The organism is Brevundimonas sp. FV2ps16, assembly GCF_058681075.1.
In genome coordinates this window covers 1945249-1971565 of the sequence record NZ_CM178728.1, presented here as the reverse complement: position 1 = coordinate 1971565, position 26317 = coordinate 1945249, and the positions used below count along the sequence as shown (strand labels likewise).

The window sequence follows — 26317 nt, the reverse complement described above, 5'->3', positions numbered from 1 at the left end:
AGATGACGGCTGCGTTGACGCTTGAGGGCGTGAGCAAGCGGTACGGCGGGTTCGACGCCGTGCGCGATCTGAGCTTCCAGGTGCCCAAGGGGTCGATCTGCGGCTTCCTGGGGCCGAACGGGGCGGGCAAGACCTCAACCCTGCGGATGATCCTGGGGCTGCAGGAGGCGACGGCGGGGCGGATCGATATTCTCGGCGCGCCCAATGGACGGTCGGTGCGGGATCGGATCGGCTTCCTGCCCGAGGAGCGCGGCCTCTACAAGAAGATGACCCCGGTCGAGGCCATCGCCTTCTTCGGCGCCTTGAAGGGCGTGCCGACGCACGAGGGCAAGAAGCGCGCGAAACTGCTGCTGGAGCAGCAGGGCCTTGGCGCGGCGCAGAAGAAGAAGATGAAGGAGCTGTCCAAGGGGATGGCCCAGAAGGTCCAGTTGATCGCGGCCGTGGTCCACAAGCCCGAGTTCGTCATTCTGGACGAGCCCTTCTCCGGCCTGGACCCGATGAACCAGCAGGGTCTGGAAGAAATGATCCGGGGGCTGGCGGCGGACGGGGCCACGGTCCTGTTCTCGACCCATGTGATGCAACACGCCGAGCGGCTGTGCGACAAGGTCGTGCTGCTAGCGCGGGGCAAGAAGGCGTTCGAGGGGTCGGTCGACGAGGCCAAGGCCACCTCGCCGCGCTTTCTTGATCTGGACGGCGCCATCACGCCCGAAGCGGCGGCGGCCTTGCCCGGCGTGGCTGGAGTCGAGACCCTGTCCGACACGAACGGGGTGCGGCGGCTGAAGATCGCCCTGGCGGCCGGCGCGGGCGGTCAGGAGACGCTGAAGGCGGCCTTCCTGAACGGATTGGACGTGCGCGGCTTCGCCCTGAAGGAGCCCACGCTGCACGACGCCTTCATCGGCCTGACCGGGGACCATCCCGATCAACCGGCCACCCCTTCGGAGGCGAGTCAATGAAACGCACCCTGCTGATCGCCCGGCGTGAATATGTCGCCTATGCCAAGACCGTGGGCTTCTGGCTGTCGCTGCTGGCCTTTCCGCTGTTCGCCGTGCTCGGCGGCGGCATTCCGCTGCTGATCCGCTCGGCCGAACCCATCAAGGTCGTAGCTGTGATCGAGGAAGGTCCGGCCGCCACTGGCCTGGCCGCCGCCGTGCGCGCCTCGCTGCAATCCGATCTGGACCGCCAGAACGACCGGTTACGAGAAGCCGCCGAAAAGGGACAGGCCGGCGCGGGCCGCGCCGTCGCCTCCATCAGCGGCCCCAAGATCCGTCTGGTCGCCCCGCCGCCCGCCATCGCCGAGGCGACCGGCCCGGCGCGCGACGCAGCCATCAAGACGGCGCTGGACAAGGAGACGCCGAAAGACCGCCGCCTGGACGCCGTCGTCTTCCTGAGCCGCGTCGACGGCAAGCCTACGGCCCAGGTCTGGACCAGCCGCGCCAATGACGGGGACGTGGCCGGCTTCGTCCGCGGCGCACTGCGCGACGCCCGACGGACAGAACTGCTGACCGCCGCCGGGGTCGCGCCCGCCGTGGCCCAGGAGGTGCAGAATTTCCGCCCCGAGGTGAAGGCCTTCTCGCCCAACGCCGCCAGCGGGGGAGAGATCTCGATGCGCGACCGCATCCCCTCCTTCATCGGCCTCGGGGCCGGTTTCCTATTGTGGTCCCTGGTCATCACCGGGGCCTCCATCCTGCTGAACAGCGTGATGGAGGAGAAGTCGAACAAGATCCTGGAGGTGCTTCTGTCCTCGGCCTCGGCGACCGAGATCCTGACCGGCAAGGTGCTGGGGGTGGCGATGCTGACCCTGAGCGTGCTGGTGGTCTGGGGCGGGATCGGGACATTCGGCCTGGTGTCCGCCTCGCCCGAGACGGCGGCGACCGTGGGCCAGGTCCTGCTGGATGACGGCCTGGTCTTCTATTTCATCGCCTATATGGTCGGCGGCTATCTGATGTACGCTGTACTGTTCGCGGCCATCGGAGCCTTCTGCGAGACGCCCCGCGACGCCCAGACCCTGATGGGGCCGATCATGATGGTTCTGGTCGTGCCGATCATCGTCATGCAGATGGCCCTGACCAGCCCCGATGCGCCGGCGGTCAAGGTTCTGTCCTGGATCCCCTTCTTCACGCCCTTCCTGATGAGCGCCCGGGCGCCCAGCGATCCGCCGCTGATCGAGATCGTCCTGACCCTGGTCGGCATGTTCGCCACCGCAGGCTTCATGGTCTGGATCGCCGGGCGGGCCTTCCGCGCCGGAGCCCTGTCGGACGTCAAGCTGAGCTGGAAGAGCTTTGGGCGGGCTATAACCGGGCGCTGACGCCACACAGCGCCGGTTCGGTCAGGGCTTCTTCAGCAACCGGTCGCGCGCCGCGTTGACGCGGGTCGCCAGGCCTTCGGTGCCGCCTTGATCGGGGTGGGCGCGACCCATGGCCTTTTTCCAGGCGGCGCGGATTTCGGCCTCGGTCGCATTGCGGCCGACGCCCAGCACGGCGCGGGCGTCCACCTCGCTGATCGGCTCGGATCGAATTTGCGTCCGTATGCGTGACGACCAGGCCAGATAGAGGCCCGTCGCCGCGAGGACCGCCGCCCACAGCCAGGCGCCCCTGAAGGCCGCAAGGGCGCCCCCGGCGAGCAGCACCGATCCCAGAAGGGTCGCGGTGACGCGCCAGTGGGCCCGGCCTCGCCGCTCCGTCTGACGGCCCAGCCGCACCAGGGCCCAGACGGCGATGGCCGCCAGGGCCAGTCCGATCAGACCCACGAGATCATCCGGGCTTTCAGGCCGCCACGTCCAGCGGAGCCAAAGCCTGCTCCAGACCCATGGCCTTCATCAGATTGCGCATCTCCTGGCGCGCCGCGACGTGCGCCAGTGACACCGCCACCGGACGAATTTCGTTAGACAGATCCGCCACCGTCAAGCCGAACGGGAACAGCTCGCGATAGATGACCCGGTCGCGCAGGCCCGGCCCGACGCGGAAACCGACCCGTTTGGCCAGCTTGTTCATCCGCTCTTCCAGGCGTTTGCGGTTGCGCGCCTCGGCGACGGCCAGGCGGTTGGTCACCACCAGCCAGTCGATGGTGGCGTTCCGGCCCTGGCTGATCGCCCGGACCTTGCGCGCCTCCCAGACGCTTTCGGAATAGATCGAGGGTTTCAGCAGATCCAGGGTCACCGGATCGACCTCGCCCAGCAGGTCGAAGTCGACGAAACTGTCGTTCATCGGCGTGACGATCTGGTCGGCGCGGGCGTGAGCGGCGTTTGACACGGCGGTGTCTCCGCCGGGGGTGTCGATCAGGATCGCGTCCACGCCCGCCGCCACGGCCTCGTCGAAGGCGCGTTCGAAGGCGGCGATCTGCTCGGCCGTCCCGCCCTTGGCCAAGGCCTTGCCGTCGCCCATGTCAGGCATGAACGGCTGGGGCAGTTGCTGATTGTTAGCGGCCAGCCAAGCCAGGCGATTGGTGAAGAACCGTTGCATCGACCGCTGGCGCAGATCCAGGTCGATAATCGCCACCGTCCGGCCCGCATGCAGCAGGCCCGTGACGATGTGAATCGCCAGGGTGGACTTGCCTGCCCCGCCCTTTTCGTTGCCGAGGACGATCACGTGAGGCTGCGTCATGGAGGAAACCCTCTTTGGCGACCGACGCGACTCAACACAGCGCGGCCCTTGGACGGGTCAGAGTCGGCCCACCAAGGCCAAAGGTCAACGAGGCGTTAACGCGTATCTGTGGACTTCGGTCCGGCGGCTTAACCGGCGCGGCGGCACCAGGGGTCCGCCACCTGGGCGGCGGCGCACAGAGCAGAGGCCGCCTCGGTCGGGATCGGGCCGACCTTCAGACGGGTCAGGCTGCGGCCGTCGACGTCAACACGCTCGAACACCGGCGACAGATTGGACAGGTCGGCCCTGGCCTTCAGCCGGGTCCAGGCCGCCTGAGCCCCGGCGGGGGTAGAAAAGGCGCCCAGCTGGATCATTCTTCCGACAGGGCGAGGCTCGGTCCGAACCACGGCGGGACGAAGCCGGGGCGTTTCAGCGCCCCCCCCGCGTTCGGCGACCGCCTTAGTCACGACAGCAGGGGCCGCTTGCACAGCGGTTTCGACTGCCGGTCGGGCCATCCGCACCACGGCGTTGCGAAGCCCATCACCGTCGGAATCGGTCGAGATTATGGGGGTCCCGCCGCTGAGCGCGTCGCGGGCGTCCCACATTTCATGAGGCGTCATCACGGCGACATGGGCGGGAGAGAATTTGACCTGTCGCAGCCCCTGTTCCTCGCGCGTGGGACGGCGTGCGCCGCCCGACTTCGCGGCTTGAGGATCCATCGGAATGTCGATGGCGGCGACGTGCTCGGCCATGGCGCGGAAGCTCTGTGGCGCGCCTTCACCGGCCCCGCATCCTGCAAGGGCGAGGGCGAGCGTGATCAGAACTGGACGGGTCGCTCGTGCTGGCGTCATAAGCACGACCCTAGCCGCCAGGGTTTGAGGTCTGGTGCATCAACACGCTTAAGCTGAAGGGTTAACCGCTTCACCATGACCGAGCCTGCGTCCCTCCCCGTCGTCCGCACCGTGGCGGATCTGCGCGCCGTCGTGCGCGACTGGAAAAGACAAGGCCTGACCGTCGGCATGGTTCCGACCATGGGGGCGCTGCACGAAGGGCATCTGACTCTGGTGCGCGAGGCCGGCCGCCGGGCGGACCGCGTGGTGGCCTCCAACTTCGTCAATCCCACCCAGTTCGCCGCCCACGAGGACCTGGGTCGCTATCCCCGCCGCCAGGAGGAGGACGCCCGTCTGCTGTCCGGGGCGGGCTGCCATCTGATGTTCGCCCCGACGCCGGAGGAAATGTATCCGGAGGGCTTCGCCACCAGCATCGCCATGGCCGGGCCGGCGCTTGGGCTGGAAGGCGATTTCCGGCCTCAGATGTTCGGCGGGGTCGCTCTGGTCGTGACCAAGCTGTTCAACCAGGTTCAGCCGGACCTCGCCGTGTTTGGCGAGAAAGACTACCAGCAGCTGATGGTCATTCGGCGTTTCGTCCGGGACTTGGACCTGCCGGTCGAGATCGTGGCCGCCCCGACCGAACGGGACGAGACGGGCCTCGCCCTGTCTTCACGCAACGACTATCTGTCCCAGACCGAGTTGGGCGTCGCGCGCCGCCTGAACCAGATTCTGGCCGAGGCCGCCGCGGCCGCAGCCGCCGGCCGTCCCCTGCCCGGCGTGGAACGGGACGCCTATTCCGCCATCCTCAAAGCCGGGTTCGAGCGGATCGATTATGTGGCGGTTCGCCACGCCGAGGATCTGTCGCCGTTCCGCGACGGCGTCGTTGACGCCCCCGCGCGAATTCTGGCCGCCGCCTGGCTGGGCAAGACCCGGCTGATCGACAACATGGGCGTCTGAACGGGTCAAAAAAAGACCCGACGCGAACGCCGGGTTTTGAAAAGGTTCGGTGATGGTGCGTCCCAAAAAGGGACAGTTCCTTCATTGGGCGCTTCGGTTAACAATGTCTTACGAACGTCGATCCGGCAGCCAGACGGTCTGACGGCCGCTCGGGCCGGTGGGCCAGGTCAGCCGCCAGCCGTCGCCGGCGCGGACCGGCGCATAGTCCGACTGCGACCCGAAACCGGGAAAGGCGAACCGGGCGCCGTTCACTTCGATGACGGCTGCGCCGCCGCCCGGCGCCATGGCGCGCCAGGCGCCCGCAGGCCCCCGCATGACAGAGGTGCGCGCCCCGTCGATCGATACACTCGGCAGATCACCGGCGGTTCGCCCCGACAGAATGACGGCCGCCCCGTCCGAATCGACAGCATCCAGAACGCCCAGGCCGTCCAGACGCCGCGTCGGTTCGCCTGACGCGATCAGTAACAGCGGGCCGGCTCCGCCCCCAATAAGCACAAGCGTCTCCGGAGATGGCGCGGCGTCCTCGCCCACCTGAACCTCGGGCGTCAGGCGAATATCGCCCGTCCCTGCCGGAACGCGCAGTTCGAAACGCCCCGCCGCATCGGCGGCGACGGCCACGGCGGCGCCGTCGCCTCCGCGCAAGACGACGCGGGCGTCCGGCCCGGCCCGCCCGCGCACGACGACGCCGGTCCCATCCCGCATCGCCGCATCGACCTGGGGCGGCTGGACCCAGACGGACGCCGTCGGCTCGTCCACGGCCGTGGCTGCGCCTTCGCCCTGTCTGGAGCAGGCGGTCACCGCCGCGACCAGGGTCGCGGCCAAGACGACCGTGGCTGTGATCCGGCGTTTCATCCTGGGCCTCAACGATATATGGCTGACAGCCAAGCGGCTCGGGAATCTGTTACCCCGCCCGCCGCCGGTTTGGCCATGGGTCGACCGCGCAATCGTTCAGTCCGAGGCTCCATGTCCCTGCCACCCGTTTCGTTCCTTCCCTTCGACGGCCCGTCCGTCTGCCTGTTCTGCGGCTCTTCCGACCGCGCCGACCCCGCCTACACAGAGGCCGCGCACGCCTTCGGCAGGGCGACGGCGCAAGCGGGTTGGCGACTGGTCTATGGCGGCGGCGGGGTCGGACTGATGGGCGCCTCGGCGCGCGGCGCGCACGAGGCCGGCGGCCGCGTGGTCGGCATCATGCCCGCCTTCCTGCGCAGCCGCGAACGCCTGTTCGACGAGGTCGAGACCGTCGTGGTCACCTCGATGCACGAGCGCAAACAGCTGATGTACGATCAATCCGACGCCTTCGTGGTCGCGCCCGGCGGCATCGGCACCCTGGAAGAGGTCGTTGAGCTTCTGTCTTGGAAGCGGCTGGACCTGCATCAGAAGCCAGTCGTTTTCCTCAATCTGAACGGCTTCTGGGATGGCTTCTTCGCCCTGATGCGCCACAGTGTCGAAGAGGGCATGACCCCCGCCGCCTTCCTGGACGCCTGGACCGTCGCCGATACGGTCGAGGAGGCGATGGTTCAGATCCAGGCCAATGACACCGCAACCGAAAGGAAATATGATCGTCGATAGGTTATCGCCGCTCATAAATATTTTTCAGGTCGGGTTGACAGTTTTTATCGAAAACTGACATTGGCCGCGACGGCACGACGCCGTTCTTCAATCCGGAGAGTTATCATGCGCGTCCTGCTCGTCGCCGCAGCCCTGTTCGCCGCCGCCCCCGCGATGGCCGAAGCCCCCGCCGCCACCCGCCTGACCCTGGCTGACGCCGCCACCGCGCCCGCTCGCGCCACCATCATCGACGGCGCGCGCTGGTCCTGCGAAGGCGCGACCTGCACCGCCGCCGGCGGGACGGAACAGCCGGCGACGCGCGCCTGCCGTCGCGTGGTGCAGAAGTTCGGCCGCGTGACGGCCTTCTCCTACAAGGGCGTCGAACTCCGCGCCGAAGAACTGGCCGTCTGCAACGGTTGATCCAGGTCGAGGCGGCTTAGGCCGCCTCGCCTTTCAGACGCCGCTGGATGGTTTCACGGCCGATCAGCGGCGCCATGGCCGCCATGTCGGGGCCATGCGCCTGACCCGTCAACGCTAGACGCAACGGCATGAACAGCGACTTGCCCTTGGCGCCGGTCTCGGCCTTGACGGCGTTGGTCCAGGCGGACCAGGCAGTCTCGTCGATCACTTCAGGCAGCAGGGTGGCGGCGGCGTCGATGAAGGCGGCGTCTTCGATCACCGGCTGGATCGGGCCACGCACGATCTTCGCCATTTCAACCACATCGGCGAACTTGTTCAGGTTGCCCCGCACGACCGACCAGAACGTCTCGCCCAGATCGGCGTCAAGCGTCTGTAGCCGCGGTTGGGCGGTGGCGTAGTCCATGACGTGCAGCGCCTGGGCGTTGAGGCGGTCCAGATCCGCGGTATCATAGCGCGCCGGCGAACGGCCCATCTTGGTGAAGGCGAAGCTGGCGCCCAGAGCCTGGACCGACTCGCCGACTTCTAGCGGATCCGAGGTGCCGATCCGGCCCAGGTGGCTGGTGATGGCGATCGGCTCATAGCCCTGGTCGCGCATGTCGCTGATCGACAGCGAGCCCAGGCGTTTGGACAAGGCCGCGCCGTCTGCACCGACCAGCAGCGGCATGTGGGCGAAGCCGGGAACCGTGGCGCCCAACGCTTCGAAGATTTCGATCTGCGCGCCGGTGTTGGTGACGTGATCTTCGCCCCGGATGATGTGGGTGATGGCCATGTCGATATCGTCGACCACGGACGGCAGGGTGTAGAGGAACAGGCCGTCCTCGCGGATCAGGACGGGGTCCGACATAGAGGCGGTGTCGACCTCGGCATGACCGCGCGCCAGGTCTTCCCAGGCGACCCGCTTGCCCTCCAGCTTGAAACGCCAGTGCGGACGGCGGCCCTCGGCCTCATAGGCGGCCTTCTGGTCCTCGGTCAGTTCCAGCGCGGCGCGGTCATAGATCGGCGGCAGGCCGCGCGACAACTGCACCTTGCGACGGCGATCCAGTTCGTCGGCGGTCTCATAGGCGGGATAAAGTCGGCCGGACGCCTTCAGCTTGGCGGCGGCCTCTTCGTAGCGGTCGAACCGCTTGGACTGGTTGTAACGTTCGTCCCACGGCATACCCAGCCAGGTCAGATCGTCCTCGATCCCCTGTTCGAACTCGGGCGTGGAGCGCGCCAGGTCGGTGTCGTCGATCCGCAGCACGAACGAACCGCCCTGCCCCTTGGCGAACAGCCAGTTCACCAGTGCGGTGCGGACATTGCCGACGTGCAGCTTACCCGTGGGCGACGGGGCGAAACGGACCTTGACGGACATAGGGGAGCGACCTTGAAAGCGAGGCGGCTAGGTCGCGCCGCAACCCGGCGAAGTCAAGGCCGCAGGGCCGCAAGCGCCGTCAATAGCACGATCAGTCGTCGCGGTGGACGCGTTCACGGCGTTCGTGGCGTTCCTGGGCTTCGACCGACAGGGTCGCCGTCGGACGGGCCTCGAGACGCCCCAGACCGATCGGTTCACCGGTGTCCTCGCAATAGCCGTACGACCCGTCCTCGATCCGACGCAGCGCGTCGTCAATCTTGGAGATCAGCTTTCGCTGACGATCCCGAGTGCGCAACTCCAGCGCGCGATCCGATTCCGACGACGCCCGATCCACCAGATCGGGGTGATTCTCGGTCTCGGCCTTAAGGTTGACCACCGTGCCCTTGGACTCGCGAAGGATGTCGTCCTTCCAGTCCAGCAGCTTCTTCTTGAAATAGGCAAGCTGCCGTTCGTTCATGAACGGCTCATTGTCAGACGGCCGATAAAGACCGGATTCGTCGGACACAACGGACGCCAAAGCGTTCATCGCACTCACGCTCTCTAAGCACGCCCCCCTGTGGCGTAAGGGCCGTATAGTCAGCCCGGAGAGTCCCGGCAACGGCGCTCGCGATTCCGTGATCACGATTAGGCGAAGGGCGGGGCTCGCGTGACATTTGGCGCGCAGTTTCGGCCGTAAATTTTGAAAACCCGAAGTTTTTAGGTTCAGACGCCGCCGCGCCTAAGCTCTGCCTTGGCCAATTCGACCGACGCCCTCAGGTCTATCTGGTCAAGCAGGGCGTTCAACTCGGGGTTCCCGTCATCCGGCCGCTCTTCGCGCAACGTCCGAGCGAGTCGGTCAAGAGTCGCGTCGTCCGGCTCACCGGACAGCAGGGCCATCTTCATTTCGTCGAGACGATCGAGCAGACCCGTGCCCCGCTTAACTGCGCGACGTCGCTTTTCAAGCGGTCCCTCGACCCCCTGCAGCGCCATCAGGGCCGAGACGTCCGCGACGGTCGAGGCTGCAGCGCTGGCCGCCGGGGCGGCTGCCCCGGAAGCCGCTGAAGTCTGGCCCAACGAAAAGCCGGACGCGGAACGTGCAGCCTTGCCGCCGGCAGGGGCGCTGGGGCCCGTCGTCCCTGTGACCTTCATCGGCGCGTGCTCCGGCTCATGCTCGCATCCTTGGCGAACGGAATGACCGTTTGGTTAACGGCCCGGCAAATACTGCCGAAAGCAAGACGCCGCGCGGCCATTCACCCCATTATTTTCAACATCTTAGCTCGCGGCACGATCTTCGCACTACATCGATCGAAACGCCGTAAGGACGTCCGACCGATGCAGAATCTGCTTGCCCGCCTTGTCGCCCCTCTCGCCGTCTTTGCCGCTATGGGCGTCGTGGCGTCCCCGGCGCTGGCCCAATCGCGCATCAAGGATATCGCCGCCGTCGAAGGCGTGCGCGGCAACCAACTGGTCGGCTATGGCATGGTCATGGGTCTGAACGGCACCGGCGACAGCCTGCGTAACTGCCCCTTTACCCGACAGTCGCTGGAAGGCATGACCGAGCGTCTGGGCGTCAACATCCGCGGCGCCAACGCCAATACCAAGAACATGGCCGCGGTCATGGTGTCGGCCGAACTGCCGGCCTTCGCCACACCCGGCTCGCGGATCGACGTCAATGTCTCATCGATGTGCGACGCCAAGAGCCTTTTGGGCGGATCACTGGTCGTGACCAGCCTGCAGGGCGCCGACGGCCAAGTCTATGCGGTGGCCCAAGGCTCGGTTCAGACCGGCTCTGTCTCTGCCGGAGGCGGAGCAGGATCTTCGATCACGCGGGGCGTGCCGACCGCCGGCCGGATCGCGTCCGGCGCCTCGGTTGAGCGCGAGACCGGCTTCCAGATGGCCAATATGAACGAGGTGCGTCTGAACCTGCGCAACCCCGACTTCACCACGGCTCAGCGGGTAGCCGCCGCCGTCAACGCCGCCTATCCGGGCTCGGCTCTGGCCGAGAACGGAACGGTCGTGGCCCTGCGCGCACCGGGTCAGATGGGCATGGCCGGCTTTATCAGCCGGGTCGAGAACCTGCCAGTCACGGTGGACTCCCCGGCCAAGGTCATCATCGACGAGGTCAACGGCGTCATCGTCATGGGCGACGCGGTTCGGATCTCGCGAGTCGCCATTGCCCAAGGCAACCTGACCATATCGGTCGATGAACAGCCCTTTGTCAGCCAACCGGCGCCGTTTGGTCAGGGACAGACCGTGGTCGTTCCGCAAGCCGACATCACGGTCGAGGAAGACCTTGGCACGCAGATGCGCCTCGTCGGCGGCGGAACCAGCCTGTCGACCCTGGTCAACGGCCTCAACGCCCTGGGTGTCAGTCCGCGCGACATGATCAGCATCCTTCAGGCCATCAAGGCGTCCGGCGCCCTGCAGGCCGACATCGAGGTGATGTGAGCATGACCGACCTCGCCGTCTCCGCCGACTTGCTCCGCCCCGCTCAGGGCCTGACCGCCAACACGGCCGGCGCGTCCAAGGACAAGGTCAAGGAAACCGCCGAAGCCTTCGAGGCCTCCTTCCTGTCGCAGATGCTGAAGCCGATGTTCGAGGGCCTTTCCACCGACGGCCTGTTCGGCGGCGGTCAAGCCGAGGCGACCTGGCGCAGCTTCCTGCTGGACGAAATGGCCAAAAAGACAGTCGCAGCGGGCGGCATCGGCCTGTCCGGTTCAGTCATGGACGAGATGCTGAAAATGCAGGAGGGCGCGCAATGAGTGATGCCGACCTCGCCACCGCTCGGGTTCGTCAACTTCTCGAACTGACTCGACGCCTGACGGATCGGCTGGCGACCGAAACCCGCGCCTTCGAAGAAGGTCGGCCTCAAGCCGTCGCCGCGAGCCTGGCGGAGACACAGGAGATGGCCAACCTGTATCGTCGCGACTCCGGCCATGTGAAAGCCAACCCCGCCCTGCTGGCCGGCGCTCTCGCAACCGAGCGCATGGCCTTGATCGAGGCGACCCGCGCCTTCGAAGCGGTTCTGGCGCGCCATGCCAGCGCGGTGGACGCGGCCCGCAAGATCTCCGAAGGACTGGTGCGCGCGATCGCCCATGAGGTCGCCGCCGCCCGGACGCCCGCTTCGGCCTATGCCGCAGACGGCCGCCCAGCCCAGAGCGACGGCCGCGCGGTCGCCTTCAACCGCAAGGCCTGAAGCCAAAAGATCGGCGGCCTCAAAATCGCGCCGGTGTTGCCGATTTTTTAAGCGGCGAGAGGCATGGTGGCGACATGTCGATGACAACTCGCCTTCTCGGTCTGGCCTTCGCATCTGCGGATGCCCTGGTCGAAATTGACGCCGAAGGCCGCGTTGCCTTTGCGCTCGGCGCAGGGCCTTTGCCGGGTACGGATGTCGGGGCGCTTTGGACGGGCAAGCCCCTGGTGACCTTCCTTCATGAAGGTTACGGCGCGCTCGAGCTTCTGCTGCAGACCAAGCCTGGCGCACGCAGCCCCGCCGCCCAAATCCTGGTCCAGGCGGGGCCCGGGCGCGTGCGACGGGCCTCCCTGAGGGCCTTCATCCTCCCCCAGCTGGCGCCGGCCATTTCCTGCTCGATCGCCTATGAAGGCCCCGCCATAGCGGTGGATTCGCTTGAGACCCCCCCGCTTTTGGACGCCGAGGCCTTCCTGGCGGACGCCGCTCGCGTCGTGGCGCTATCGCCCAGTCTTTCACTCGCCTTCCTTGATATTCGCGGGCTCGAAGACCTGGCTGGAGAGGTCGCAGAAAAGGTCCAGCGCAGGATCGAAGCCACGCTTCAATCTGCGGCCGCGCAAGGTTCGTCGGCTGCCCAGATCACCTCGGAGCGGTACGCCCTGTTCCGCTCCCCCGGCGACACCCGCGACCTAGCCGCCGAAGTCGTTGAAGCCGGCCGCGCGGAAGGGGTGGACCTCGACGCCGAGTCTTTCGCCTCCAAACTCCCCGGAGGAGACACCCTGTGCGTCCTGCGCGCCATGCGGTACGCGATCGAGGCCTGCCTAAAGGACGACGGTCTCGCCAACCCGCAAGTCGCCTTCTCCGAGGCGCTGAAACGGACCTTCCGCGACGCCGAGGCTTTCCGCTCCGTCGTCAAATCGCGCGAGTTTGAAGTCCACTACCAACCCATTGTGCAACTGACCTCGCGTGCGGTTCACCATTTCGAAGCCTTGGCGCGCTTCAACGCCAGCGCCGGCCCCGCCAACGCCATTCGCATGGCCGAGGAGTTGGACATGATCGAATCCTTCGATCTGGCGGTGGCCGAGAAGGTGCTGAAGCGGATGCGCGCGCCGGGCGCGGGCCTGCTGAAGATGGCGATCAATGTGTCCGGCGCCTCGCTGGGCGACGACACCTATGTCGAACAACTGCTGCAGATGACCGCCGGTTCGCCTGTGGACCGCAAGCGGCTGATCGTCGAGATCACAGAAACCTCCGCCCTGGCGGACATCGGCGCCGCCAACCGACGCCTGGCGGCCCTGCGCGAAACAGGCATCAAGGTCTGTATCGACGACTTCGGCTCAGGCGCGGCCTCGTATGACTACCTGCGCAAGCTGTCGGTCGACGCCGTCAAGATCGACGGCGCTCTGGTCCGGGAGGTCCAAACCGACGAGGTGGTGCGCAATATGGTTGGCAACATCGTCGAGCTGAGCCGGTCGCTGAAGCTTGAGACCATCGCCGAGATGATCGAGACCGAAGAGGTGGTCACCGAACTCAAGGCGTTGGGCGTCGAGTACGGCCAGGGCTGGCTGTTCGGCCGCGCCGAGGCGGAGCCGCGCACCCAGCTGGCCAGCGCCGCGCCGGTCCGTCGCCGCGGCGCCGTTGAAGCCTGGGGCTAGTGGGCGGCGCCTGCGGGCAGATGCTCCTTCTCGAAGCGGCCCACCCGATCGACTAGCGTCCGGGCGGCCTGGTTCATGCCGATGACGTCCACCTCCGCGCCCTGGCGGCGATAGCGGAAGACGACCTTGTCCACGGCGGCGACGCCGGTTAGGTCCCACAGATGGGCCTCGGTCATGTCGATCTCGACCCGCTTGGGGTGGCCGTGGTGCTCGAAACTTGCGGCGAAGAGGTCGGCCGAGGCGAAGAACAGCTGGCCGGTGACGCGATAGCGCAGCACGCCCTCCTCCGGCGTCTCGATCTCGGTCACGGCGATGGTCTTGCCGACCTTGCGCATGAAGAAGACCGCCGACAGCAGCACGCCCAGGATCACGCCCTTTGACAGGTCATGGGTGGCGACCACGGTGACGGTGGTGGCGACCATGACGACCGACGACTGGAACGGGGTCGAGCGCAGCTTCAGCACCGAGCCCCAGTCGAAGGTGCCGATGGAGACCATGATCATCACGGCGACCAGGGCAGCCATAGGGATCTGAGCGACCCAGTCGCGCAGCACCAGGATCAGGAACAGCAGGAACAGGCCGGCCCAAAGGGTGGACAGCCGCCCCCGCGCGCCGGAGGTGACGTTGATGATCGACTGGCCGATCATGGCGCAGCCCGCCATGCCGCCGAACAGGGGCGACAGGATGTTGGCGATTCCCTGGCCGCGCGTCTCGCGATCCTTGTCCGACGGAGTGTCGGTGATGTCGTCCAGCAGATTGGCGGTCAGCAGGCTTTCCAGTAGACCGACGAAGGCCAGGGTCGCCGAGATCGGGGCAATGATGGCCAGGGTCTCCCAGGTCAGGGGCACGGACGGCAGGTGGAAGACCGGAAGCGTCGAAGGCATCTGGCCCATGTCGCCGACGGTGCGGACGTCCAGGCCCGTCATCATGACGAAGACGCTGATCAGGATGATGGCGACCAGGGGCGACGGCACGGCCTTGGTCAGGCGCGGGAAGCCGTAGATGACGACCAGGGCGGCCCCGACCAGGGCGAAGGTCTGCCAGTTGGCGCCGATCAGCTCGGGCATCTGGGCCAGGAAGATCAGGATCGCCAGGGAGTTGACGAAGCCGGTCATCACGCTGCGGCTGACGAACTTGATGTAGCGGCCCAGTTTCAGCAGGCCGATGACGATCTGGAACACGCCGCACAGGATCGAGGCGGCGAACAGGTATTCCAGCCCGTGGTCGCGGACCAGACCGACCATCAGCAGGGCCATGGCCCCGGTGGCGGCCGAGATCATGGCGGGACGGCCGCCGACGAAGGCGATGGTCACGGCGATGACGACGCTGGCGTAGAGGCCCACGGCGGGATCGACGCCGGCGATAATGGAGAAGGCGATGGCTTCCGGGATCAGGGCCAGGGCGACGACGGTCCCCGCCAGCAGGTCGCGGCGAGGGTTGGCGAGCCATTGCTGGCGCGCGGAGGCGATAAGGGACATGTGGGGTTCATCTGGGGTCTGCCGCCGACCTGGCGCGCGGCCATGGTCGTATGCGGCGGGTTTCCCGGCGGATCGGCGGCCGGGATAGCCACCCGACGCTTCAATCAGGCCGGGTCCAGGGTGAGGCGCGCCTGATGCCCGGTCCCGGCCCGAAAGGCAAGCCGCCTATCCGGCGGTCGGCTTGGCCAGGGACGGCCGTTCGGCGGCCTTGGAGGCGGCGGTGGCTTCGACCGCGCGCATGACCCGCAGCAGGTTCTCGCCGGCCAGCTTGCGGATGTCGGCCTCGGTCCAGCCAGCGTCCATCAGGGCGGCAAGGATGCGGGGATAGGCGTCCACCCCGGTCATACCCTCAGGCAGGCTGCCGATGCCGTCGAAGTCGGCGCCCAGGCCGACGTGGTCGATGCCGGCGACCTGACGCACATGCTGGATATGGGCGACGACGTCCGCCAGGGTCGCTTCCGGCGTCGGATGGGCGGCGGACCAGGCGGTCAGGCCGGCCGCGACGGCGGTCGGATCGCCGGGGTTCAGGGTCTTCAGCCGCGCCTCCTCGCCCGCACGGTCGGCGTTCCAGGCGCGGACGCGTTCGGAGACGAAGCCGGGGGCCAGGTTGATCATCACGATCCCGCCGTCCTCAGGCATCATCCGCAGCACCCGGTCGGGCACATTGCGGGGATGGGCCGTGATCGCCCGGGCGGAGGAGTGGGAGAAGATCACCGGGGCGTCGGACACCCGCATGGCGTCCAGCATGGTGTCCTCGGACACGTGGCTGAGGTCCACCATCATGCCCAGCCGGTTCATCTCGCGCAACACATCCTCGCCGAAGGGGCTGAGGCCGCCCCATTTGGGGGCGTCGGTGGCGCTGTCGGCCCAGGTGGTGGTCTTGGAGTGGGTCAGGGTCATGTAGCGGGCGCCGGCGCGATGGAACTCGCGCAGCAGGGCCAGGGAGTCGTCGATGGAATAGCCGCCCTCCATGCCGATCAGGCTGGCGATCCGGCCCGAGGCGAAGACGGCGTCAACCTGATCCGCCGTGGTGGCCAGACCGAAGACGTCGGGGTGGGCGGCGATGATCCGCTTGGCCGTGTCGATCTGTTCGAAGGTCTCCTCGACCGCCTCGAGCGGGGTCAGGCTGGCGGGGACGTAGACCGACCAGAACTGACCGCCGACGCCGCCGGCGCGAAGGCGGGCGATGTCGGTGTGGAGCCGGGTCGTCGCCTCAAGATTGGTCGTTAAATCAACGGCGTATACGTCATTTCCATACTGCTGGCGCAGGGCCCAGGGCAGGTCGTTGTGGCCGTCGATCAAGGGGGTGGTCTTCAGGATCTCCAGCACCCGGGCCTCGCCGGTCGATTGGGCGCTAGCGGCGGTGGCGAAGGCGGCGACGGCGACGCCGGCCAGCAGACGACGGATCATGATGCGACTCCCTGATGTTGCGACGCACACTGACAGACGAAAGGCGGCAGGCAACCCCTCATCCGAGCCCTTCGGGCCCGCCTTCTCCCGCAAAGGGGAGAAGGAAGAGGTTTCCCGGTCGGGCGACGAGCGTCTAGGAGAGACGGTATGAGCGACGCCGCCTTTTCCGATCCGCTCGACCTGAAGAAGGTCGAGACCCGCGCCTGGTTCGAGCATCTGCGCGACCGTATCCATGCCGCCTTCGAGACGCTGGAGGATGCGGCGCCCGACGATCTGTTTCCGGGGGAGCCGGGGCGGTTCGTGCGGACGCCGTGGGACCGCGAGGCAGGCGGCGGGGGCGTCATGGGGATGATGCACGGCCGGCTGTTCGAGAAGGTCGGGGTCCATGTCTCGACCGTCCACGGATCGTTTCCGGCTGACTACGCCAAGACGGTGCCGGGGGCGGCGGAGGATCCCCGGTTCTTCGCCACCGGGATCAGCCTGATCTGCCATCCGGTCAGTCCCAGGGTTCCGGCGGTGCATATGAACACCCGTTTCATCGCCACGACCCAGAGCTGGTTCGGCGGCGGGGGCGATCTGACGCCGGTGCTGGACGCGGATCGGCGCCAGGACCACCCGGACACCCTGGCGTTCCACGCCGCGATGAAGGCCGCCTGCGACGCCCACGATCCCGACTGGCACGCCAAGTACAAGGCCTGGTGCGACGAGTATTTCTTCCTGCCGCATCGGCAGGAACCGCGCGGGACCGGCGGCATCTTCTATGACCACCATGACAGCGGCGACCATGACCGGGACTTCGCCTTCACCCGCGACGTGGGCCTGGCCTTCCTGGACATCTATCCGAAGATCGTGGCCGGGCGGATGGGCGAGGCCTGGACGGCCGACGAGCGCGAGGAGCAGCTGGTGCGGCGCGGGCGGTATGTGGAGTTCAACCTGCTGTACGACCGTGGCACCATGTTCGGCCTCAAGACCGGCGGCAACGTCGATTCGATCCTCAGCTCCATGCCCCCGGTGGTGAAATGGCCGTGACGTCCCCTCTCGCGAAGATCCTGCTGCGGCCCCTGGCCACCTCGGTTCTGTTCGCCGTGCTGTACGGGGTCTATCTGACCCTGTCGAAACAGCCGCAGATCCCGCTGACCCTGTTCGTGGTGATCGGCTTCTATTTCGCGGCGTCTCTGCTGCTGGAGCGGTTCGTGTTTCCAAGGTTCGGACTGTAGGCGACCGCACCCATACTCCCGTCATCCTCGGGCTTGACCCGAGGACCGGGCTATCCGCGCATTGCGTCAGCGGTGGGCGCACAGCCCGATCCGCATCCGGTCCTCGGGTCAAGCCCGAGGATGACGGGGGTATGGGGTGTGAGGCGCGGGCTGCGGGGGAAGCGGGCAGATTAGACGGTTTCGACTCCAATTTTTTTGAGTCTATTTGAGTGTATTTCCGGCGACACGCGCGCCCTTGAAACCGTCCCCCCAAATTGCACTGCACCGTCGAAATCGGTGCAATATGCAAAGGAGTGCAGTTTGGCGGCGTGTTTTCCATTCGATTGTCAAAGACCTGGCGCCCAGTCTAACCGCGCCCGGAAGGGTGATAGGTCGATTGTCGAATTTTCTTTGAAAGCCCTTAGAATTCCACATGCGGTGGTGCGGCATTAGGGGTGCAAGCCCTGTCCGCTCAGCCCATGGCCGCGACAAACGCGTCGCCTGCGCGGCTGCGGTAACGTTCGGAGTGGCGCAGCAGGCGGAAGGGGCGTTCCGGCAGGGGGAAGGCCGCGCTGACCAGACGGCCGGCGGCGACTGAGGCGTAGGCGACGCTTTCGGACAGGGCCGTGGCCCCTGCCCCTGCCTCGGCCGCCGCCAGCACCGCCTCGTTCGACGGCAGGGTCATGGCGACGGGCAGGTCGGCGGGGTCGATCCCTGCCTGACGCACCGCCTCCTCCAGCGTCGAACGGGTGCCCGAGCCGGCTTCGCGCAGGACCCAGGGAGATGAGGTCAGGGTCTGAGCCGACAGACGGCGCAGGCTCGCCCAGGGATGATCGGGCGCGACCAAGACCGCGAGACGGTCAGAGCCGATACGGGTCTGCTCCAGCGCGGGTTCGTCGACCGTGCCCTCGACCAGGCCGATCTCGGCCTCGCCCCCCAGGACGGAGGCGGCGGCCTGGCGCGTATTGCCGATCTGGACGTCCAGTTCGATGCCCGGATGGGCGACGTGGAAGGCGACCAGGCGACGGGGCAGCCAGTAGGAGGCGATGGTCTGGCTGGCGAAGACGGTCAGGCGGCCGCGCCGCAGGGCGCTGAGATCCGCCAGCGCCGCCTCGGCCGCCGCCGCGCGGGCCAGCACGGCCTTGGCTTCCGGCAGGAAGGCCTGGCCCGTCTGGTTCAGGACCACGCCCCGGCCGACCCGGTCGAACAGATGCACGTCATGTTCGGCCTCGAGCGCCGCGATGGCGTTGGAGACGGCAGACTGGGTCAGGTTCAGCGCCCGCGCCGCCGCTGTCACATGCTGACGCTCGGCCACGGCGACGAAGATACGCAGGCGTTCCAGGGTCACAATCAATCTCCAAATCGGATTGAAATAACCATAACAATCCGTTGGACCGGGGTCGAGGGTTCACACATCAAGCTGGACCATGAAGTCCGCCGCCCCCGCCGCCGTTCTGAGCCCGCCCCTGCCGCGCCCCGTTGGCTTGGGTGCGCGGCTGGGCGTGTTCGGCCGTTCGGTGTGGCCCGGCCTGATGATGAGCCTGGTGGTCGCGTTGGCGGCGGTCGGCCTGACCAGTCTGGAGCGGGACGTCTTCGGCAAGGCCTGGCTGGAGCCGCTGGTCCTAGCCATCCTGCTGGGCGCCGGCGTGCGGGCGGCCTGGACGCCGGACGCCCGGTTCAGGGTCGGGATCGATTTTTCGGCCAAGATCCTGCTGGAGGTCGCGGTGGTCCTATTGGGCGCTTCGGTCAGCGCGGCGACCCTGTCGTCGCTGGGGGTCGGGTTCGTGGCGGGGGTCTTCGCCCTGGTCGCCGCCGCCATCCTGGCCGGGTTCGGGATCGGGCGTCTGCTGGGGCTGAACCCGCGCATGGCCCTGCTGGTCGCGTGCGGCAACGCCATCTGCGGCAACTCGGCCATCGCCGCCGTGGCCCCGGTGATCGACGCCGACGGCGAGGAGATCGCCGCCTCCATCGCCTTTACCGCCGTGCTGGGGGTGGTGGTGGTTCTCGCCCTGCCCTTGTTGGGTGGACTGATGTCGATGAGCGGCTTGCAATACGGCGCCCTGGCGGGGTTGACCGTCTATGCCGTGCCCCAGGTGCTGGCCGCCGCAGCCCCGTTCGGCGCGGTCGCGGCCCAGACGGGGACGGTGGTCAAGCTGGCGCGGGTGCTGATGCTGGGGCCGGTGATCCTGGTGCTGTCGCTGATGTTCAGGGATCGGGCGGCGGGAGCGAAGGGGCCGGGTCTGCACCGGCTGCTGCCCTGGTTCATCGCCGGTTTTCTGGCGATGATCGCATTGAGGAACCTGGACCTGATCCCGCAGGCGGCGCTGGAGCCGATGGCGGCGGCGTCCGGCCTGCTGACCGTGGCGGCCATGGCGGCGCTGGGGCTGCAGACCGACATCCGGGCCGTGGCGCGGGCCGGCGGGCGAGTGGTGGCGGCCGTGGTCTTGTCGCTGGCGGCCCTGGCGGGGCTGAGCCTGGGGTTGATCGCGGTGTTGGGGGTTTAGCGCCTTCCCTTTCGTCATTCTCCGGCAAGCCGCGCCTTCGCGGCGCAGACCGGGGAACCCAGCGGCGCCGAAGGCGAAATCCATCCGCCGCTCGCTGTTTGAAGCCAGTGTCCGCGACAGGGTCGCGCTCTCGCGCGCCGCTGGGTCCCCCGGTTCCGCTTCGCGGCCCGGAGGATGACGAAAGTAAGGAAGCTAGATCCCGCTGCCCTGCTCTTCCACCGGCGGCGGGGTGAGCAGCAGGAAGGCGCGGATCCAGGCGGTGAGGACGGCGCGGTCGTTGGGGCGTTTCAGGCTGTCGAGCGCGGCGTCGGCAAGGGGCTCGGGGATGCGCGAACCGCGCCGGACCTCGACCAGGGCGGCGGCATAGTCCGGCTGGAACTCCGGGTGGCACTGGAAGGATATGGCGTCTTCGCCCCAGGCCAGGCCGGCGTAGGGGGTGAAGCCGCTGGAGGCGATGACACGCGCATCGGGCGAGATGGCCACGACCTGATCCTGGTGCGAGACCGGAATGGCGATGGTGCGGGCGCGGGGGTGCATCCAGGGCTCGGTCCCGTGCACGTCATAGCGGTGCAGGCCGACGCCCCAGCCCTTGTCCGATTTCACGACTTCGCCGCCGAAGGCGTGGGCCAGGACCTGGTGGCCGAAACAGATGCCGACGATCCGGGTCCGGCCGCGCGCCGCGCGCAGCCAGTCGATCAGCTGGGGAATCCACGGCAGGTCGTCATAGACGCCGGCGGCCGAGCCGGTGACGATCACCCCCTGAAAGGCGGCGGGGTCGGACGGCAGATGGCCGGACTGGACGTCGAACCGGGTGGTCGGGACGTTTTCGCCCAGCAGGGCGCGGAACCGGGCCGGATAGTCGTCGAAACTGTCCTTCAGGGCCTCGGGCGGATGGCCGGTTTCCAGAATGGCGATGCGGGTCATGACCCGACCATAGACAAGGGGCGCGCCGATCAGAAGGACCAGATTTCAGCCCGGCCGCCCGGATCGCCCAGACGGTCGGCGACCCAGCCGCAGACCTGGCGCGCCGCGTCCTCGGCGCCTGGCGGCGGATTGACGATGACCAGGGCGCAGCCGTTCATCTTCATCGGATTGGTCAGGGGACGCAGGCGGGCCTCGGCGACCAGGGTCGGGCCGGCCCTGGTCTGGAGCCGGCGGATGAAGCCGTCGAAGGTCTCCAGATCCTTCAGCGGGGTCCAGACGGCGACGGTCGCGGCGGGGTCGCGGCGGACCACCGCCAGGGCGGTTTCGGCCGAACGGATATAGTCGTCGGGCTTTTCGAACGGGGGGTCGATCAGGATCAGGGGCGCCTTGGCCCGCGCCGCCTCGGCCGTGGCCAGGGCGTAGCCGTCGCCCTCGCGCGCCTGGGCGTTAGGGCGGTCGGTCAGGGCCTGGGCCAGCAGGGCGCGGACGGGCGGGTTCAGTTCGAAGCCGACATAGTTTCCGTCGGCCTTCAGGGCTTCGGCGATCAGCAGGGGCGAGCCGGGATAGAAGCGAGCGCCGCCATCGGGATTGAACGCCGCCACCCGATCCGCCAGGGCCTGCATCAGCGGCGGCAGATCCGGGTCGGTCATCAGACGCGCGACCCCGGCCTCGGCCTCCTTCGACCGGGCGGCGTCGCCGGACAGGTCATAGAGGCCGGCCCCGGCATGGGTGTCGAGAACCGTCAGCGGGCCCGCGGCCGCGCGGGTCTTCACCAACCACAGGACCAGGGCGTGTTTGACCAGGTCGGCGAAGTTTCCGGCATGGAAGCTGTGGCGATAATTCATGCCGCCTCGTGTCGCTCCGGGCGCGCGGGGTCAAGGGGAACTCGCGGGCGCGACCCCGCGTTGGTCGCCGGTCTGAGGCAAGCCGCTGAAAGACCGATGAAAAGGAAACGCCGCGATGGCGGACGGATCGCATAGCTTCGATCAGGCGGTCGAGGTTCCGCAGGGACTGAGTTGGTGCAGCGACGACAACCCCGGCCTGACCCGCCGACGCGCCGGCAAGGGCTGGTCCTATCGCGACGCCAAGGATCAACCGATCAAGGATCCCAGGGTTCTGGACCGGATCCGGGCCCTGGCCATTCCGCCCGCCTGGACCGACGTTTGGATCTGCCCCAAGGCCAACGGCCATATCCAGGCGACCGGCCGCGACGTGAAGGGGCGCAAACAGTACCGCTATCACGACGGGTGGAGCGCGGCCCGGTCGGAGAACAAGTTCGACAAGCTGTCGGCCTTTTCGCGCGCCTTGCCGCGGCTGCGCGAAAAGGTCGAGCACGACCTGGGTCTGAGGGGGCCGGTGAAGGACAAGGTGCTGGCCACCGCCGTGCGCCTGCTGGAGATCACCCTGATCCGGGTCGGCAATGCGGCCTATGCGCGGGAGAACCGCAGCTATGGCCTGACCACCCTGAACAAGCGGCATCTGGAGGTGGACGGCGCGGCCCTGACGTTCGAGTTCCGGGGCAAGAGCGGCAAGGACCACCGGGTCAGCGTCCGCGACCGGCGGCTGGCGCGGGTGGTGCGGGCGCTGGAGGAACTGCCGGGCCAGCACCTGTTCAAATACCGCACGGCTGACGGGGAGCTTTGCCCCGTCACCTCGGACGATGTGAACGCCTATATCCGCGCGGCCATGGGCGATCAGTTCTCCGCCAAGGATTTCCGCACCTGGGCGGGCACGGTCTCGGCGGCGCGGGCCTTGCGTGAGATGGAGCCGCCGACCTCGCCCACCGACGCGAAACGCAAGATCACCGTCTGCGTCAAGGCGGTGGCGGGCCTGCTGGGCAATACGCCGACGGTGTGCCGGGCCTCCTATGTCCATCCGAAAGTGATGGAGCTGTACGAAAGCGGTGAGTTGAAGACCGCCCTGCCCGGCCCAGACGCTAAGGGGTTCGAGAAGGCGCTTATTCGCGCCTTGAAGCTTACCCCAATGTAACTTGGACGATCATTGTTCTTCGAATAATGGGTGGCGAGGTCTTTCGGGGAAAACACGCCATGAACCTTTCCACCGCCTTCCTGCGGCTCGCCGTGCTGTTCGCCGCCCTGGGCGTGTCGCTCGGCTACTTCATGGGGGTGACCCATGATTTCACCATCTCGCCTGTCCACGCCCACATCAACCTGCTGGGGTGGGTGTCGATGTTTCTGTACGGCCTGTTCTACCGCGCCTATCCCGGCGCCCAGTCGGGCGCCCTGCCGCTGATCCATTTCTGGCTGGCGGTGATCGGCCTGCCGATCATGATGGCGGCCCTGGCGGTGCAGTTGCTGGGCGTGACCGCGCTGATGCCGTTCGCCGTTATCGGCATCATCGCCGGGCCGACCCTAGTCCTGCTGGGCATGTTCCTGTTCGCCGGCATCGTCTTCTACAGCACCAGCGCCAAGGCCGCCGCAGCCTGAAGTCTATCCCTTCATTCGCCAGGTCGCCCCGTCGGGGCCGTCCATGACGACGACGTTCAGTGCGTTCAGGCGGTCGCGGATGCGGTCGGCCTCGGGCCAGTTCTTTTCCGCACGGGCGGCGGCGCGTTGCTCAAGCAAGGCCTCGACCTCGGCCTTCAGAGCGGGATCGCCGCCCTCGAACCAGGCATCGGGCGTCAGAGACAGCACGCCGAGCAGGCCGGCCGCTTCGACCAGACTCCAGCGGGCCATGGCGACGTCGTTGATGTCGGCCTCGCCGTCGTTGAGCAGATCGCGCAAGGTGTTTCCAAGACCGAACAACTGGGCGATGGCGCCCGGCGTGTTGAGATCGTCCTCAAGCGCATTGAGCACCGGGTCCAGGGCGTTCTCGGCCAGCTCCATCTCGGCCTCGTCCAGCGTGGCCGGATCGAAGTCGGCCAGGGCCGCGTCGGCGTCGCGCAAGACGCCGTACAGCCGGTCGAGGTTCTTGCGGCTCTGATCCAGCAGGCCCTGGTTCCAGTCCAGAGGCTGGCGATAGTGCGCCGACAGAAGCGCCCAACGGACGACCTCGCCCGGCATGGCCTGGACCAGGTCGTGCAGCAACAGGACGTTGCCCACCGACTTTGACATCTTCTCGGCGTCCACGGTCAGGAAGCCGTTGTGCATCCAGTAGCGGGCGTATTCGTCGTGGGCCTGGTCGTCATGGGCGTGGCCGTGGGCGCAGACCCCCTGGGCGATCTCGTTCTCGTGGTGCGGGAAGACCAGGTCGATGCCGCCGCCGTGGATGTCGATGGGCAGGCCCAGGGTCTGTTCGATCATGGCCGAGCATTCGATATGCCAGCCGGGGCGCCCTTCGCCCCAGGGCGACGGCCAGGACGGCTCGTCCGGCTTGGACGGCTTCCACAGGACGAAGTCGTGGGGGTTCTTCTTGTAGGGGGCGACCTCGACCCGGGCGCCGGCGATCATGTCGTCCAGGTTCCGGCCCGACAGGGCGCCGTAGGACGGATAGGACGAGACGTCGAACAGGACATGGCCCTCGGCGGCATAGGCGCAGCCGGCGTCGACGATGGCCTGGATCTGGGCGACGATGGCCGGGACATAGTCTGTGACGTGGGGGGCGAGGTCGGGCGGCGACACGTTCAGCAGGCCCATGTCGGCGAGATAGGCGGCCTCATAGCGGGCCGTGACCTCGCCGATGGCCACGCCTTCGCGGGCGGCCTTCTGGTTGATCTTGTCGTCCACGTCAGTGACGTTGCGGGCGTAGATCACATGATCCGCGCCATAGGTCCGGCGCAGCAGGCGGACCAGGACGTCGAACACCACCGGCGGGCGGGCATTGCCGATATGGGCGTAGTCATAGACCGTCGGGCCGCAGACATAGAGGGTCACCCGGTTCGGATCGCGCGGTTCGAACAGGCGTTTTTCACGGCGCAGGGTGTCGTGGATGTGCAGCGGCATGGATAAGTCTTCAGCGGGTTTTCTTGCGGGACGGAGGGTCCGTCCCATATAGCGGCCTGATATACAGTCCCGACGGATTGTAGAAGCTATACCGGGCGGCCCCGACCGCCTCGGCCGGAAAATCGAGTTCATGAGCGTCATCCCCGCCAAGCCCGTCCTCGTCAGCGACGAAACTGTGCAGCGTCCCAGCCGCGAACAGGCGCTGGACGCCGTGCGCACCCTGATCGCCTGGGCCGGAGACAATCCCGACCGTCCGGGCCTGATCGACACGCCCAAGCGGGTGGTGGACGCCTATGGCGAATGGTTCGACGGCTATGACGCCGACGCGGCCAAGGAGCTGAGCCGCACCTTCGAGGACGTAACCGGCTACGACGACATGGTCATCCTGCGCGAGATCGAGGTGGAGAGCCATTGCGAGCACCACCTGGCCCCCTTCCTGGGCAAGGCCTATGTCGCCTATCTGCCCGGCGAAAAGGTGGTCGGCATCTCCAAGCTGGCGCGAGTGGTCGAGATCTTCGCCCGGCGGCTGCAGAATCAGGAAACCCTGACCAACGACATCATCGAGGCCATCGAATCGCACCTGCAGCCCAAGGGCGTCGCGGTGATGATCGACGCCGCACACCAGTGCATGACCACGCGCGGGGTGCACCACCGGCATGTTTCGACCGTCACCACCCGGTTCACCGGCGCCTTCAAGGACGATCCTGCCCTGATGGACCGTTTCCTGAAGTTGGCGAAGGCGTAAACCCCTCGCCTGTCGCGGGTAATTGACGTTCAGGAACGTCGGATCGTTTAGAACCGCTTTACAAGCGCGCATCGGGACGCCAAGAACCGATCAAGCCCTTCGGGGACCCATGGGATGTGCCGGCGCGAAGCGCGGCGGCGAGTAACGGAGACGATGCATGGCTGCCAAGCTCGGTGGTTCCGGCGGGGACAAGCACACGATCGAACAAACGGCGGATATCAACATCACGCCGTTCATCGACATTCTGCTGGTGCTGATGATCATCTTCATGGTCGCCGCGCCGATGGCGACGGTGTCGATCCGACTCGACCTGCCGCCGGCGCAGCCGCCGCAAAACCCGCAGGAAGAGAAAGAACCGGTCTACATCACCATCCAGGACACCGGTCAGCTGTTCATCGCCGAGAAGCAAACCTCGATCGACAATCTGGCCGCCGACGTCTGCACGGCCCTGGGCGGCGGCTCCTGCCAGGAAGAGCGTGTGTTCGTCCGCGCTCAGCCGGAAGTGAAATATTCGCAGTTCATGGAAGTCATGAACAAGATGCAGGAGAACGGCTTCTTCAAGGTCGGTCTGCTGAACGAAGACATCGAATAGGACCGAGGTTCTATCCAGGATCAGGGCCGCGTTCCGAAAGGGACGCGGCCTTTTTCTT

29 protein-coding genes and 1 other annotated feature are annotated in these 26317 nt (G+C 67.1%); of the genes, 16 read left to right on the top strand and 13 right to left on the bottom strand.

Annotated features, from left to right (window positions below; all coding sequences use genetic code 11):
- Positions 1-2 precede the first annotated feature (2 nt).
- Both ACW170_RS09510 and ACW170_RS09505 read left to right on the top strand, forming a co-directional pair.
- On the top strand, positions 3-953 hold the full coding sequence (locus ACW170_RS09510) for an ABC transporter ATP-binding protein (RefSeq protein ID WP_492086480.1): 951 nt from the start codon (positions 3-5) through the stop codon (positions 951-953).
- The gene (locus ACW170_RS09505) at positions 950-2305 is read left to right on the top strand and encodes an ABC transporter permease (protein WP_492086479.1); all 1356 of its coding nucleotides are present in this window, start codon (positions 950-952) and stop codon (positions 2303-2305) included. The genes ACW170_RS09510 and ACW170_RS09505 overlap by 4 nt, the downstream gene beginning before the upstream one ends.
- Positions 2306-2326: 21 nt before the next feature.
- Here ACW170_RS09505 and ACW170_RS09500 read toward each other — a convergent pair whose 3' ends face one another.
- The 3 genes from ACW170_RS09500 to ACW170_RS09490 all read right to left on the bottom strand — a co-directional run bounded on the left by ACW170_RS09500 (position 2327) and on the right by ACW170_RS09490 (position 4330).
- On the bottom strand, positions 2327-2746 hold the full coding sequence (locus tag ACW170_RS09500) for a J domain-containing protein (protein WP_492086478.1): 420 nt from the start codon (positions 2744-2746) through the stop codon (positions 2327-2329).
- Between the two features lie 16 nt (positions 2747-2762).
- Positions 2763-3599 (bottom strand): division plane positioning ATPase MipZ, encoded by an 837-nt coding sequence (locus ACW170_RS09495; RefSeq protein WP_492086477.1) that lies wholly within the window; start codon positions 3597-3599, stop codon positions 2763-2765.
- 128 nt (positions 3600-3727) lie between these two features.
- On the bottom strand, positions 3728-4330 hold the full coding sequence (locus ACW170_RS09490; protein WP_492086476.1) for an SPOR domain-containing protein: 603 nt from the start codon (positions 4328-4330) through the stop codon (positions 3728-3730).
- Positions 4331-4504: 174 nt separating this feature from the next.
- Here ACW170_RS09490 and panC point away from each other — a divergent pair, with 174 nt between their 5' ends.
- Positions 4505-5365 carry a pantoate--beta-alanine ligase gene (panC, locus tag ACW170_RS09485; protein ID WP_492086475.1) on the top strand — a complete coding sequence of 287 codons (861 nt, stop codon included), beginning with the start codon at positions 4505-4507 and terminating at the stop codon, positions 5363-5365.
- 108 nt (positions 5366-5473) lie between these two features.
- Here the strand turns inward: panC and ACW170_RS09480 are convergent, their stop codons facing one another.
- On the bottom strand, positions 5474-6217 hold the full coding sequence (locus ACW170_RS09480; protein WP_492086474.1) for a hypothetical protein: 744 nt from the start codon (positions 6215-6217) through the stop codon (positions 5474-5476).
- 111 nt (positions 6218-6328) lie between these two features.
- Here ACW170_RS09480 and ACW170_RS09475 point away from each other — a divergent pair, with 111 nt between their 5' ends.
- Together ACW170_RS09475 and ACW170_RS09470 are read left to right on the top strand one after the other, a co-directional pair.
- On the top strand, positions 6329-6934 hold the full coding sequence (locus ACW170_RS09475; protein WP_492086473.1) for an LOG family protein: 606 nt from the start codon (positions 6329-6331) through the stop codon (positions 6932-6934).
- Between the two features lie 105 nt (positions 6935-7039).
- Positions 7040-7333: a DUF8200 family protein gene (locus ACW170_RS09470; protein ID WP_492086472.1), complete on the top strand. Its 294-nt coding sequence runs from the start codon at positions 7040-7042 to the stop codon at positions 7331-7333.
- A 16-nt stretch (positions 7334-7349) separates the two neighbouring features.
- Here ACW170_RS09470 and gltX read toward each other — a convergent pair whose 3' ends face one another.
- The 3 genes from gltX to ACW170_RS09455 form a co-directional block, all read right to left on the bottom strand.
- Positions 7350-8684, bottom strand: coding sequence for a glutamate--tRNA ligase (gene gltX, locus ACW170_RS09465; protein WP_492086471.1), 1335 nt, complete (start codon positions 8682-8684; stop codon positions 7350-7352).
- 91 nt (positions 8685-8775) lie between these two features.
- Entirely contained in the window at positions 8776-9210 is a 435-nt protein-coding gene (gene dksA / locus ACW170_RS09460) for an RNA polymerase-binding protein DksA (RefSeq protein ID WP_492086470.1), read from the bottom strand.
- Positions 9211-9386: 176 nt separating this feature from the next.
- Entirely contained in the window at positions 9387-9812 is a 426-nt protein-coding gene (locus ACW170_RS09455) for a flagellar assembly protein FliX (protein ID WP_492086469.1), read from the bottom strand.
- Positions 9813-9995: 183 nt separating this feature from the next.
- Between ACW170_RS09455 and ACW170_RS09450 the strand changes: the two genes are divergently transcribed.
- The 4 genes from ACW170_RS09450 to ACW170_RS09435 all read left to right on the top strand — a co-directional run bounded on the left by ACW170_RS09450 (position 9996) and on the right by ACW170_RS09435 (position 13508).
- The gene (locus tag ACW170_RS09450; RefSeq protein WP_492086468.1) at positions 9996-11111 is read left to right on the top strand and encodes a flagellar basal body P-ring protein FlgI; all 1116 of its coding nucleotides are present in this window, start codon (positions 9996-9998) and stop codon (positions 11109-11111) included.
- A gap of 2 nt (positions 11112-11113) precedes the next feature.
- Entirely contained in the window at positions 11114-11425 is a 312-nt protein-coding gene (locus tag ACW170_RS09445; RefSeq protein WP_492086467.1) for a rod-binding protein, read from the top strand.
- Positions 11422-11859 carry a flagellar basal-body protein FlbY gene (locus tag ACW170_RS09440; protein WP_492086466.1) on the top strand — a complete coding sequence of 146 codons (438 nt, stop codon included), beginning with the start codon at positions 11422-11424 and terminating at the stop codon, positions 11857-11859. Before ACW170_RS09445 ends, ACW170_RS09440 begins: the two co-directional genes overlap by 4 nt.
- Positions 11860-11939: 80 nt before the next feature.
- Entirely contained in the window at positions 11940-13508 is a 1569-nt protein-coding gene (locus ACW170_RS09435; RefSeq protein ID WP_492086465.1) for an EAL domain-containing protein, read from the top strand.
- On the opposite strand, the gene ACW170_RS09430 is transcribed toward ACW170_RS09435, so the two are convergent.
- Together ACW170_RS09430 and ACW170_RS09425 are read right to left on the bottom strand one after the other, a co-directional pair.
- A complete protein-coding gene (locus tag ACW170_RS09430) occupies positions 13505-14986 on the bottom strand; it encodes a SulP family inorganic anion transporter (protein ID WP_492086464.1) in 1482 nt (493 codons plus the stop codon). The genes ACW170_RS09435 and ACW170_RS09430 overlap by 4 nt on opposite strands.
- 58 nt (positions 14987-15044) lie before the next feature.
- Positions 15045-15106: a sequence feature (sul1 is cis-regulatory element that is thought to sense ions involved in sulfur or methionine metabolism; They are found in Alphaproteobacteria), on the bottom strand.
- 45 nt (positions 15107-15151) lie between these two features.
- Positions 15152-16396: a dipeptidase gene (locus ACW170_RS09425; RefSeq protein WP_492086463.1), complete on the bottom strand. Its 1245-nt coding sequence runs from the start codon at positions 16394-16396 to the stop codon at positions 15152-15154.
- A gap of 147 nt (positions 16397-16543) precedes the next feature.
- Between ACW170_RS09425 and hemF the strand changes: the two genes are divergently transcribed.
- Both hemF and ACW170_RS09415 read left to right on the top strand, forming a co-directional pair.
- Positions 16544-17425, top strand: coding sequence for an oxygen-dependent coproporphyrinogen oxidase (gene hemF / locus ACW170_RS09420; RefSeq protein ID WP_492086462.1), 882 nt, complete (start codon positions 16544-16546; stop codon positions 17423-17425).
- Positions 17422-17613: a hypothetical protein gene (locus tag ACW170_RS09415; protein WP_492086461.1), complete on the top strand. Its 192-nt coding sequence runs from the start codon at positions 17422-17424 to the stop codon at positions 17611-17613. Before hemF ends, ACW170_RS09415 begins: the two co-directional genes overlap by 4 nt.
- Before the next feature lie 451 nt (positions 17614-18064).
- Here the strand turns inward: ACW170_RS09415 and ACW170_RS09410 are convergent, their stop codons facing one another.
- Positions 18065-18940: a LysR family transcriptional regulator gene (locus ACW170_RS09410; protein WP_492086460.1), complete on the bottom strand. Its 876-nt coding sequence runs from the start codon at positions 18938-18940 to the stop codon at positions 18065-18067.
- Between the two features lie 79 nt (positions 18941-19019).
- On the opposite strand from ACW170_RS09410, the gene ACW170_RS09405 reads away from it, so the two are divergent.
- Complete coding sequence (locus ACW170_RS09405; RefSeq protein WP_492086459.1) at positions 19020-20096, top strand: YeiH family protein; 1077 nt, start codon at positions 19020-19022, stop codon at positions 20094-20096.
- A gap of 192 nt (positions 20097-20288) precedes the next feature.
- On the opposite strand, the gene ACW170_RS09400 is transcribed toward ACW170_RS09405, so the two are convergent.
- Positions 20289-21020, bottom strand: coding sequence for a type 1 glutamine amidotransferase (locus ACW170_RS09400; protein WP_492086458.1), 732 nt, complete (start codon positions 21018-21020; stop codon positions 20289-20291).
- 29 nt (positions 21021-21049) lie between these two features.
- The gene (rlmJ, locus tag ACW170_RS09395; RefSeq protein ID WP_492086457.1) at positions 21050-21865 is read right to left on the bottom strand and encodes a 23S rRNA (adenine(2030)-N(6))-methyltransferase RlmJ; all 816 of its coding nucleotides are present in this window, start codon (positions 21863-21865) and stop codon (positions 21050-21052) included.
- 115 nt (positions 21866-21980) lie between these two features.
- On the opposite strand from rlmJ, the gene ACW170_RS09390 reads away from it, so the two are divergent.
- Together ACW170_RS09390 and ACW170_RS09385 are read left to right on the top strand one after the other, a co-directional pair.
- Entirely contained in the window at positions 21981-23009 is a 1029-nt protein-coding gene (locus ACW170_RS09390) for a DNA topoisomerase IB (RefSeq protein ID WP_492086456.1), read from the top strand.
- Positions 23010-23068: 59 nt separating this feature from the next.
- Positions 23069-23467 carry a hypothetical protein gene (locus ACW170_RS09385; RefSeq protein ID WP_492086455.1) on the top strand — a complete coding sequence of 133 codons (399 nt, stop codon included), beginning with the start codon at positions 23069-23071 and terminating at the stop codon, positions 23465-23467.
- A 3-nt stretch (positions 23468-23470) separates the two neighbouring features.
- Here the strand turns inward: ACW170_RS09385 and cysS are convergent, their stop codons facing one another.
- A complete protein-coding gene (cysS, locus tag ACW170_RS09380) occupies positions 23471-24922 on the bottom strand; it encodes a cysteine--tRNA ligase (protein WP_492086454.1) in 1452 nt (483 codons plus the stop codon).
- Positions 24923-25052: 130 nt separating this feature from the next.
- Here cysS and folE point away from each other — a divergent pair, with 130 nt between their 5' ends.
- Together folE and ACW170_RS09370 are read left to right on the top strand one after the other, a co-directional pair.
- The gene (gene folE / locus ACW170_RS09375) at positions 25053-25667 is read left to right on the top strand and encodes a GTP cyclohydrolase I FolE (RefSeq protein ID WP_287929352.1); all 615 of its coding nucleotides are present in this window, start codon (positions 25053-25055) and stop codon (positions 25665-25667) included.
- A gap of 157 nt (positions 25668-25824) precedes the next feature.
- Positions 25825-26259 carry a biopolymer transporter ExbD gene (locus ACW170_RS09370; RefSeq protein ID WP_492086453.1) on the top strand — a complete coding sequence of 145 codons (435 nt, stop codon included), beginning with the start codon at positions 25825-25827 and terminating at the stop codon, positions 26257-26259.
- Positions 26260-26317 lie beyond the last annotated feature (58 nt).

Bases quoted from the DNA above. Each gene is read 5' to 3' on its own strand.
- ACW170_RS09510 (WP_492086480.1), top strand. From the start codon at position 3: ATGACGGCTGCGTTGACGCTTGAGGGCGTGAGCAAGCGGTACGGCGGG.
- ACW170_RS09505 (WP_492086479.1), top strand. From the start codon at position 950: ATGAAACGCACCCTGCTGATCGCCCGGCGTGAATATGTCGCCTATGCC.
- ACW170_RS09495 (WP_492086477.1), bottom strand. From the start codon at position 3,599: ATGACGCAGCCTCACGTGATCGTCCTCGGCAACGAAAAGGGCGGGGCA.
- ACW170_RS09490 (WP_492086476.1), bottom strand. From the start codon at position 4,330: ATGGCCGAGCACGTCGCCGCCATCGACATTCCGATGGATCCTCAAGCC.
- panC (WP_492086475.1), top strand. From the start codon at position 4,505: ATGACCGAGCCTGCGTCCCTCCCCGTCGTCCGCACCGTGGCGGATCTG.
- ACW170_RS09480 (WP_492086474.1), bottom strand. From the start codon at position 6,217: ATGAAACGCCGGATCACAGCCACGGTCGTCTTGGCCGCGACCCTGGTC.
- ACW170_RS09475 (WP_492086473.1), top strand. From the start codon at position 6,329: ATGTCCCTGCCACCCGTTTCGTTCCTTCCCTTCGACGGCCCGTCCGTC.
- ACW170_RS09470 (WP_492086472.1), top strand. From the start codon at position 7,040: ATGCGCGTCCTGCTCGTCGCCGCAGCCCTGTTCGCCGCCGCCCCCGCG.
- gltX (WP_492086471.1), bottom strand. From the start codon at position 8,684: ATGTCCGTCAAGGTCCGTTTCGCCCCGTCGCCCACGGGTAAGCTGCAC.
- dksA (WP_492086470.1), bottom strand. From the start codon at position 9,210: ATGAACGCTTTGGCGTCCGTTGTGTCCGACGAATCCGGTCTTTATCGG.
- ACW170_RS09455 (WP_492086469.1), bottom strand. From the start codon at position 9,812: ATGAAGGTCACAGGGACGACGGGCCCCAGCGCCCCTGCCGGCGGCAAG.
- ACW170_RS09450 (WP_492086468.1), top strand. From the start codon at position 9,996: ATGCAGAATCTGCTTGCCCGCCTTGTCGCCCCTCTCGCCGTCTTTGCC.
- ACW170_RS09445 (WP_492086467.1), top strand. From the start codon at position 11,114: ATGACCGACCTCGCCGTCTCCGCCGACTTGCTCCGCCCCGCTCAGGGC.
- ACW170_RS09440 (WP_492086466.1), top strand. From the start codon at position 11,422: ATGAGTGATGCCGACCTCGCCACCGCTCGGGTTCGTCAACTTCTCGAA.
- ACW170_RS09435 (WP_492086465.1), top strand. From the start codon at position 11,940: ATGACAACTCGCCTTCTCGGTCTGGCCTTCGCATCTGCGGATGCCCTG.
- ACW170_RS09430 (WP_492086464.1), bottom strand. From the start codon at position 14,986: ATGTCCCTTATCGCCTCCGCGCGCCAGCAATGGCTCGCCAACCCTCGC.
- ACW170_RS09425 (WP_492086463.1), bottom strand. From the start codon at position 16,396: ATGATCCGTCGTCTGCTGGCCGGCGTCGCCGTCGCCGCCTTCGCCACC.
- hemF (WP_492086462.1), top strand. From the start codon at position 16,544: ATGAGCGACGCCGCCTTTTCCGATCCGCTCGACCTGAAGAAGGTCGAG.
- ACW170_RS09405 (WP_492086459.1), top strand. From the start codon at position 19,020: ATGAAGTCCGCCGCCCCCGCCGCCGTTCTGAGCCCGCCCCTGCCGCGC.
- ACW170_RS09400 (WP_492086458.1), bottom strand. From the start codon at position 21,020: ATGACCCGCATCGCCATTCTGGAAACCGGCCATCCGCCCGAGGCCCTG.
- rlmJ (WP_492086457.1), bottom strand. From the start codon at position 21,865: ATGAATTATCGCCACAGCTTCCATGCCGGAAACTTCGCCGACCTGGTC.
- ACW170_RS09390 (WP_492086456.1), top strand. From the start codon at position 21,981: ATGGCGGACGGATCGCATAGCTTCGATCAGGCGGTCGAGGTTCCGCAG.
- ACW170_RS09385 (WP_492086455.1), top strand. From the start codon at position 23,069: ATGAACCTTTCCACCGCCTTCCTGCGGCTCGCCGTGCTGTTCGCCGCC.
- cysS (WP_492086454.1), bottom strand. From the start codon at position 24,922: ATGCCGCTGCACATCCACGACACCCTGCGCCGTGAAAAACGCCTGTTC.
- folE (WP_287929352.1), top strand. From the start codon at position 25,053: ATGAGCGTCATCCCCGCCAAGCCCGTCCTCGTCAGCGACGAAACTGTG.
- ACW170_RS09370 (WP_492086453.1), top strand. From the start codon at position 25,825: ATGGCTGCCAAGCTCGGTGGTTCCGGCGGGGACAAGCACACGATCGAA.